Here is a 6381-nt window from a genome sequence, read left to right as displayed (position 1 = left end):
GGTTCTCCGATCAGCAAGGCCAAGATAGCCTCTTCTGTAAATGAAAGTGAGGATATGTATGTTGTGGGATCTGCTAAAATCGAAGACAGCGGTATAGAGGTGTCTAGGATGAAAGCAAGAACTGCTGCAAAAGAGGATCTTAAAAATGAAATTCAGAAAGAAAGTAAAAAAATAATAAAAACTTATCTTGCAGAGCTTGGTTTTTACAATAAAAAACTTTCTGAACAGGTATTGGCAGATCTCAGTGAGTATATTGCAGAAGACATTATGACAGGTGCAGAGGAAAAAAGTTACTGGCAGGAAGACGGGAAAGCTTTTGTCGCCCTTTCTGTAAAGAAGGACAAAATTCCAGTTAGAAGCAGAACTACCTTTCTAAAACATCTTGACGGAATAATGGCAAAAGTTAAAGATGTAAAAGAAAAAATAGGGTCAATACCCACAGAGAACTAGAAATAAGAACTTCAATAATTAAATAAGGTCTTTTAATTAAGAACTAAGCAGGTAGGATTTTCCCACCTGCTTTTTTTAATTAATTTTAGATTAATTTTTGATGAAATCAGTGGACAAGCCTCTTAATAAAAGTACCATATTTTTATGCCTTTCGACACTAAAATGCACATATGTTTGATATCAGAACTTCGAAATCGCAATTCTTACACAAATTACTTTTAAAAAAATTAAGAATGTGTTAAAATTCATAGGTGGAATAAAATAAATATGTAGGTAATCTGTATTGAGATTCAGATTAAAAATTTATGTAATCATAATGGAGGACAAGATGAAAAAATTATTTGATAGTTGGAATCAATTGAGTTTAGTTAAGAGAATCATAGTTGGTCTGGTAGTGGGAATAGTCCTTGCAATGACAGTTCCGGAACTTGCAAAACCAATAACAATATTTGGATCATTATTCGTAGGAGCTTTAAAATCAGTTGCACCGATTTTGGTATTCTTCCTTGTAATGTCTGCTATCTCTCAGCATAAGAGCGGTCAAAAGACAAATATGAAATCTGTTGTTACTCTTTACCTCGTAGGAACATTGGCAGCAGGATTTGTGGCTGTTGCAGGGAGTTTTATGTTCCCTGTGGCCATTAAACTAGGCGCTGGTGCGGGAAACAGTGTAGCACCGCCAGCTGGAGTGGTAGAAGTATTAAAGACATTACTTTTAAATGTAGTTGATAACCCGATACATGCACTTGCCAGTGCAAACTATATCGGCATATTATCTTGGGCATTATTATTGGGAGTAGCGCTAAAAAATGCTCCTGCAACCACTAAAACAATGGTTTCTAACTTTTCAGATGCATTATCTCAGATTGTAAGATGGGTTATTAATTTAGCACCGATCGGAATCATGGGATTAGTATTTGCAACTATATCAGAAAACGGAATTGGTTCCATGGTAGATTACGGACGTCTTTTGGGACTCCTTCTTGGATGTATGTTCTTTATGGCCCTTGTGGTAAATCCTCTGATCGCATTCTTCATGATTCGTCAGAATCCTTATCCCCTTGTGCTTAAGTGTCTGAAGCAGAGCGGAATCACTGCTTTCTTCACTAGAAGTTCTGCTGCAAATATTCCTGTAAATATGGAATTATGCGAAGAGCTGGGACTGGAAAAAGATATTTATTCTGTGTCGATCCCTCTGGGAGCTACTATCAATATGGCTGGAGCTGCAATTACAATCTCAGTACTGACTCTTGCTGCAGTGAATACACTGGGAATCCAGGTGGATATGGGAACAGCATTAATTCTGAGTATATTGTCAGCTGTAAGTGCCTGCGGAGCATCTGGTGTAGCCGGCGGGTCACTGCTTCTTATACCATTGGCTTGTAGCCTGTTTGGAATACCAAATGAGGTCGCAATGCAGGTAGTGGCTGTAGGATTTGTTATAGGGGTTATACAGGACTCTGTGGAGACAGCTCTTAACTCATCAACAGATGTACTTTTCACTGCTGTAGCTGAAATGTCAGAGTGGAGAAAAAAAGGAAAATCAATCGTTATTGAAAAAGCATAAGACAGATTAATATAAAGTGCCCCTGAGTTTTTCAGGGGCACTTTATATTTACGTTGAAATATTTAGAGGTAACATATTAATTTATGGGAATTTAATGTAAGAATTATCTTGGAGATATACAATACTATACCTGTGAGATCACAGTAATCTCAAAATTTCTTTGTTTAGTATCTCGTAGCCTTTTGGTGAAAGGTGAATCCCGTCGACAGAATATTCCCGCTTCAAATTAAGATCTGCGTCACAAAACAGAGGATATAAATCTATAAATTTAAAATTATTGGTTGCGGCTTTCTCTTCAATTATTTTATTTAATTTTCTTACTTTCATATTTATTCTTGATCGACCCTCTATGGGAAGTATTGATATAACTATGATTTTTTTAAAATTCTTTTCTAAAGTCAAAAGTATTTCTTTATAGTACTCAGAACTCTTATCTAGTGAGAATCCGTTTAGTACATCGTTGATTCCGACTTTGAGAATAACCTTTTGACATTTTAAATCTGATATTTTTCTTATTCTAGACGCAATATCCACTGTTGTGTTTCCGTATACTCCTAAATTGATTACTTTTTCGTGCTTAAAAGGATTCAGCTCTGTTATACTATCCCCCAATAAAATTGTACTTTTCAATATCTTCTCCTTGAATGTTTACCATTTATTCTTTGGTCACAGAATTTAATGTACATGTTAAAAAGTTAATCTTGGTATTATAAAAAATTATAATCTGTTACTATTGGAGCTCTGCCTGTTGTCTTGTCATTGAAATATTCATAGAAGGATATCCCCATGAATCCACCGGAGATATTGAATACATTATCAAAACCTAGATTCTGAAGGGCCAAAACAGCATTATATGACCTCTGTCCAGATCTGCAATGTAAATAAACAGGTTGATCTTTAGGTATCTCATCTACTCTTTTTCTTAACTCTGACAGAGGTATATTTTTTACACCTTTTATATGACTTGTATCATACTCTTTCTTCTCTCTCACATCGATTATATATTTTTTACCTTCAATGAGTTCTCTTACTTGGTGAGCAGGAACCTGCTTGAAAGAACCGTGAAGTAAGTTAGAAGCGACATATCCGGCAAAGTTTACAACATCTTTGGCTGTACCAAAGGGAGGAGCATAGCAAAGTTCAAGATCTCTTAGATTTTCAATGGTAGCTCCAAATTTTATTGCAGTAGCGATAACATCTATCCTTTTATCTACATTTCCTCTACCAATAGCCTGGGCACCTAATATTTTTCCTGTTGGTTTTTCAAATAAAAGTTTAAAATGAACTTCTTCAGAGTCAGGCATAAGTCCAACTTTATCCTTAGGAATTATTTTTACAGAATCGTATTCAATCTTCATATTTTTTAATAGATGTTCATTTAATCCTGTTGCTGCAGCTCCGTAATTAAAGACTTTTATTACAGAAGATCCGATGTATCCTGTATTATTGATACACCTACTATGAATGTGGTCGGCCACTGATCGAGCCTGTTTTTGGGCAGGTCCTGCAAGAGGAAGCTTAAAATAATCTTGCATCAATGGATTATAAACCTCTATAGCATCTCCCACAGCATATATGCTAGGATCTGTTGTCATGAAATTAGGATCCACCTTCATGGCCCCTGTGCCACCTATTTCAAGTCCAGCGTTTATGGCAAGGGATGTTTCAGGGCTTACCCCTATAGCCAGTATCACTACTTCTGAATCTAGTTTTTTCCCAGATTCCAGTATTACCTTGTTTTTATCAAATGAGGTCACCTTGTCCCCGACGATGAGATCTATTTCGTGATCAATGATTTCCTTATTCAAAATCTGAACCATATCATAATCAAACTGTCTCAAAATCTGAGGCATAGCCTCTACAAGGGAAACATTGTAACCGGCTTCCACAAGGTTTTCAGCGCACTCAACCCCTATAAACCCACCACCGATTACAGTTATTCTAGAAGGTTTTGTATCTTTGATAAAGAGATTTAATTTTTTTATATCAACTACATTTCTAACGGTAAAAGTATTTACTTTCTCTATTCCAGGTATAGATGGAACGATGGGTTTAGCACCTGGAGAGAGTATTAGTTTGTCGTATGATTCCCTGTAGGTCTTTCCAGTAGCAAGGTCTAAAACTTCCACCTCTTTATTGGCACGGTCTATTTTTACCACTTCATTATTGACTCTGGCTTCGATGTTATACTGAGAAGCAAATTTTTGAGGCGACATAAGAATCAAAGATTCAGCCTGTTTTACAGTTCCACTCAGGTGATATGGAAGGCAGCAGTTTGAAAAAGATACATCGGGTCCCTTTTCAAAAACTATTATTTGACTGTCTTCACTCAATCTTCTCAGTCTAGCAGCGGCTGAGGCACCTCCTGCCACTCCACCGACAATTAAATATTTTTCCCCCATTGAAAACCACTCCCTAAATTTAGTAATATAATTATCTTTCTATTCCGTCTCTTGCCATAACTCCCTGTTCATAATAGTGTTTGATTTCTTTCATTTCGGTTACAAGATCAGCCTGTTCTATTACCTTTTCAGGTGCATACCTTCCAGTTAGAACCAGCTCTGTTTCAAGAGGCTTTACTTTCATCAGATGAAGGATCTCTTCCTCTGTTATGAGGTTGAAATATGTGGATACACATATTTCATCTAGTATCACAAGATCATATTTCTTACTGAGAAGAACCTCTAAAACCCTCTTGTATCCTTCCTTTGCTTTTTTTATATCCAGCTCACTTACATCATCACGGGACATGAGGCATTCCTCGGTTCCGAATCGTTCGACCAAGACACCAAGTTTTTCTAGGGTGTTCAACTCTCCGTATCTCTGCCCCTTCATAAACTGCCCCATATACACTTTCAGATTATTTCCGAGAGCTCTTACGATAAGCCCGAGACTAGCAGTAGTTTTACCTTTACCGTTTCCAGTATAGACCTGTATATAACCTCTCATTTGGACCTCCTATATAGATTTTCATAAAGTATAAGGTTGATTTCAATAATTACTTTTCAGATATTTTATGATTTCCTCCACAATTTCCTTAGAGGACAACCTAGAACTCTCTAAAGCTTCTCTTAAATTTACTTTTTCAGAAAAAAAACATTCATTGCAGTGCATTCCGTGTTTTTTAAATATTTCAATCAAAGAGGGATATTTTTTCAAAATTTTCTGAATATTCATTTCTAAAAGTCTCTCTTTATTTAACATAGCCACCACACCTATTCACTTTTAAGTTTTTTTATAAATTCAAAAAATCCAAGGTTTTCAAAAAAAACTCTTTCTGCAACAGAAGGTATTTTTTTCTGAGTTATAGCCTCTACCACTTTCTTTTCAAAAGGAATCTTTAGGGCCATATCAATTCCCATCTCTTCACAATATTTTTCTATTTCCTCTGAATGAGATAAAGAGAGGTCATATTTATTTATAACTACATATATTTTCAACCGGAATTTTTTTGTAAGCTCATAGACTCTTTTTAGATCGTGTATTCCAGAAGAGGTTGCTTCGGTAACTATAATCACTTTTTTAGCACCTGTGATAGAGCTTATGACGTTACAGGCTATTCCCGGAGATCCATCGATTAAGATATTTTTTTTGTTACCTTCTTCAGCTATTTTTTTTGCAGTTTTTCTCACTTCGGCTACAAGTTTTCCAGAGGCATCTTCTCCTGGGATAAGTTTTGCATATACCATATCTCCGAATGACGTTTCTGAGACAGATAAATTACCGATCACGGTATCTATCATTGTAATTGCCGATGCTGGGCATATATATTCACAAAGGCCACAACCTTCACATTTTCCGGAACTTATTTCTATCTCATATGAAATAGCATTAAATTTGCATAACTCATAGCATTTTTTACACATAATGCACTTGCTCTTATCTAAAAAACTCTTTTGCAGACCAATAAAGCTCTTTTGATATTTTTCTTTAGTTTCAAAAAGTATATTAAGATCCGGGGCATCTACATCACAGTCTGCTATTACAGCATCTTCAAAATAAGGAATAAGAGATGCAGTAAGGGTAGTCTTACCTGTACCGCCTTTTCCGGAAATTACTACGATTTCATTTATCATTGGCCTCTCTCCTGAATGGGTTCCAATTTTGTTTTTATATTTTCAAATAAGTTAATAAAGATTTCCTTATAGTTTTGTATTTTTTCACTAAAAATAACTCCGTGAGCATAAAACGCAGCGATCTCCCTGCTGTATGGTATGTTTTCAAGGACATCTATATTTTCACTGGCACAGTATTCATATATTTCATTATTTCCAAGACCGGCTTTATTCACGACTACACCAAATGGAATTTTCATGGCTCTTAGCATCTCTACAACCATCTTCATATCACTCACACCAAAAGGT

The 6381-nt window shown here is 35.8% G+C and carries 7 protein-coding genes and 1 pseudogene; 2 read left to right on the top strand and 6 right to left on the bottom strand.

The genetic code is table 11. The features are described 5' to 3' along the window. Together ABZA26_RS05225 and sstT are read left to right on the top strand one after the other, a co-directional pair. The coding region (locus tag ABZA26_RS05225) for a hypothetical protein (RefSeq protein WP_372713463.1) at positions 1–450 on the top strand (450 nt) is incomplete at its 5' end. Between the two features lie 328 nt (positions 451–778). Next, positions 779–2017, top strand: a complete 1239-nt coding sequence (gene sstT, locus ABZA26_RS05220) for a serine/threonine transporter SstT (RefSeq protein ID WP_372713462.1) — start codon at positions 779–781, stop codon at positions 2015–2017. A gap of 138 nt (positions 2018–2155) precedes the next feature. On the opposite strand, the gene ABZA26_RS05215 is transcribed toward sstT, so the two are convergent. From ABZA26_RS05215 to ABZA26_RS05190, 6 genes and pseudogenes are all read right to left on the bottom strand, one after another. After that, entirely contained in the window at positions 2156–2647 is a 492-nt protein-coding gene (locus ABZA26_RS05215) for a GDSL-type esterase/lipase family protein (RefSeq protein WP_372713461.1), read from the bottom strand. Positions 2648–2724: 77 nt separating this feature from the next. Beyond that, on the bottom strand, positions 2725–4419 hold the full coding sequence (locus ABZA26_RS05210) for an FAD-dependent oxidoreductase (protein ID WP_372713460.1): 1695 nt from the start codon (positions 4417–4419) through the stop codon (positions 2725–2727). Positions 4420–4450: 31 nt separating this feature from the next. Continuing rightward, on the bottom strand, positions 4451–4966 hold the full coding sequence (locus ABZA26_RS05205) for a cob(I)yrinic acid a,c-diamide adenosyltransferase (protein ID WP_372713459.1): 516 nt from the start codon (positions 4964–4966) through the stop codon (positions 4451–4453). A 42-nt stretch (positions 4967–5008) separates the two neighbouring features. Beyond that, positions 5009–5221 (bottom strand): DUF1858 domain-containing protein, encoded by a 213-nt coding sequence (locus tag ABZA26_RS05200; protein ID WP_372713458.1) that lies wholly within the window; start codon positions 5219–5221, stop codon positions 5009–5011. Between the two features lie 11 nt (positions 5222–5232). After that, the gene (locus ABZA26_RS05195; RefSeq protein WP_372713457.1) at positions 5233–6093 is read right to left on the bottom strand and encodes an ATP-binding protein; all 861 of its coding nucleotides are present in this window, start codon (positions 6091–6093) and stop codon (positions 5233–5235) included. Continuing rightward, a pseudogene (locus ABZA26_RS05190) lies at positions 6090–6381 on the bottom strand (ATPase); the annotation flags it as partial. The pseudogene ABZA26_RS05190 and the gene ABZA26_RS05195, both read right to left, overlap by 4 nt.

The sequence above is a fragment of the Ilyobacter sp. genome (genome assembly GCF_041583315.1).
GTDB lineage: Bacteria > Fusobacteriota > Fusobacteriia > Fusobacteriales > Fusobacteriaceae > Ilyobacter.
Note: the sequence above shows the minus strand (reverse complement) of the source record. Positions and strands in the feature narration are given on the sequence as shown.

Coding starts and splice junctions, on each gene's coding strand:
- ABZA26_RS05200 (WP_372713458.1), bottom strand. CDS start 5,221: ATGTTAAATAAAGAGAGACTTTTAGAAATGAATATTCAGAAAATTTTG.
- ABZA26_RS05210 (WP_372713460.1), bottom strand. CDS start 4,419: ATGGGGGAAAAATATTTAATTGTCGGTGGAGTGGCAGGAGGTGCCTCA.
- ABZA26_RS05205 (WP_372713459.1), bottom strand. CDS start 4,966: ATGAGAGGTTATATACAGGTCTATACTGGAAACGGTAAAGGTAAAACT.
- sstT (WP_372713462.1), top strand. CDS start 779: ATGAAAAAATTATTTGATAGTTGGAATCAATTGAGTTTAGTTAAGAGA.
- ABZA26_RS05195 (WP_372713457.1), bottom strand. CDS start 6,093: ATGATAAATGAAATCGTAGTAATTTCCGGAAAAGGCGGTACAGGTAAG.